Annotated in this window: 1 protein-coding gene; it reads left to right on the plus strand. The window is 32.8% G+C overall.

The features are described 5' to 3' along the window. Positions 1 to 203: 203 nt before the first annotated feature. Positions 204 to 1,154: IS110 family transposase (locus Q1B05_RS18515; protein WP_299782937.1), on the plus strand; the 951-nt coding region annotated here is incomplete at its 3' end.

Raw genomic sequence — 1,154 nt, forward strand, 5'->3', positions numbered from 1 at the left:
AACGTGTTTCTTTAGTTTGTATTAAATAACTTTAGCTAGAAAAAGAGGAGAACTATAACGTGTTTAAGAATTGTAGTTCCATTACACGTACGAGTCCTCTCTTTCTATAAAGTTGCAAAGAACCATTTGGAATACCAGGCGTATAAGATCCCGATAAAGGAAGTAGTTTTTGCAACCTATTTAATCACGTTAATTGTAAAAATATGAAAAATTACAAAGAAGTAGTTGGAATTGATGTATCAAAAAAAACAATAGATGCTTATTGTTATCATGGTCAAGCACACAAAGCGTTTGTGAATGATCTTGTTGGTTATAAAAGCCTTATAAAATGGGTTTTTAAGATATGTAAGGAGGCTCCAGTTTTTTACTGTTTTGAGAATACAGGGTATTATTCTCTAAAGTTAGCTCTTTATTTCTCTAGTCAACATATAGTTTATGTAGAAGAGAGCCCTTTAAAAATTAAACGTTCATCCGGTATAGTAAAAGAGAAAACAGATGTTTTGGATGCTTGTTTAATTGCTCGTTACGGATGGTTGTATCGCGAAGAATTAAAGCCAAGTACAGTTAAGAGTACATCTCATCTAGAGCTTGGAAGATTACTAGCTTTAAGGGATCAAATAGTACGTAATAATGCAGGTTTAAAAGGAACTTTAAAGGAAATGAAAGTTCTATTGACGAGTCCAACAACAGATGCTGGATGTATCAGTTTAAAACGCAGTATTGAATACCTGACTAAGCAAGTCATATCAATAGAAAAGCGCATAAAAGAGATTTTGTCTGAAGATGAGTTAATGCATAAAAATTATGAATTACTAACGAGTCTTAAAGGTTTTGGTTTAGTCGTAGCAAGTCAGTTAATTTATCATACAGGAAACTTTACGCGTTTTGATAGCTGGAGAGCGTTTTCTAGCTATTGTGGAACAGCACCTTTTGAACATCGTTCGGGTACTAGTATTCATAAAAGAAAACAATGCCATTATTTGGGAGATAGGAAGATGAAAAGTTTGCTGAGTATGGCTAGTGTATCTGCTATCCAACATGATAGTGAATTACGATTATATTATAATAAAAAGTTGGCAGAAGGAAAAGATAAAATGTTAGCAGTAAATAATGTTAGAAATAAACTTATAGCTCGAGCATTTGCGGTAGTTAAG

The sequence above is a fragment of the uncultured Formosa sp. genome (assembly GCF_947500765.1).
Taxonomy (GTDB): domain Bacteria; phylum Bacteroidota; class Bacteroidia; order Flavobacteriales; family Flavobacteriaceae; genus Formosa.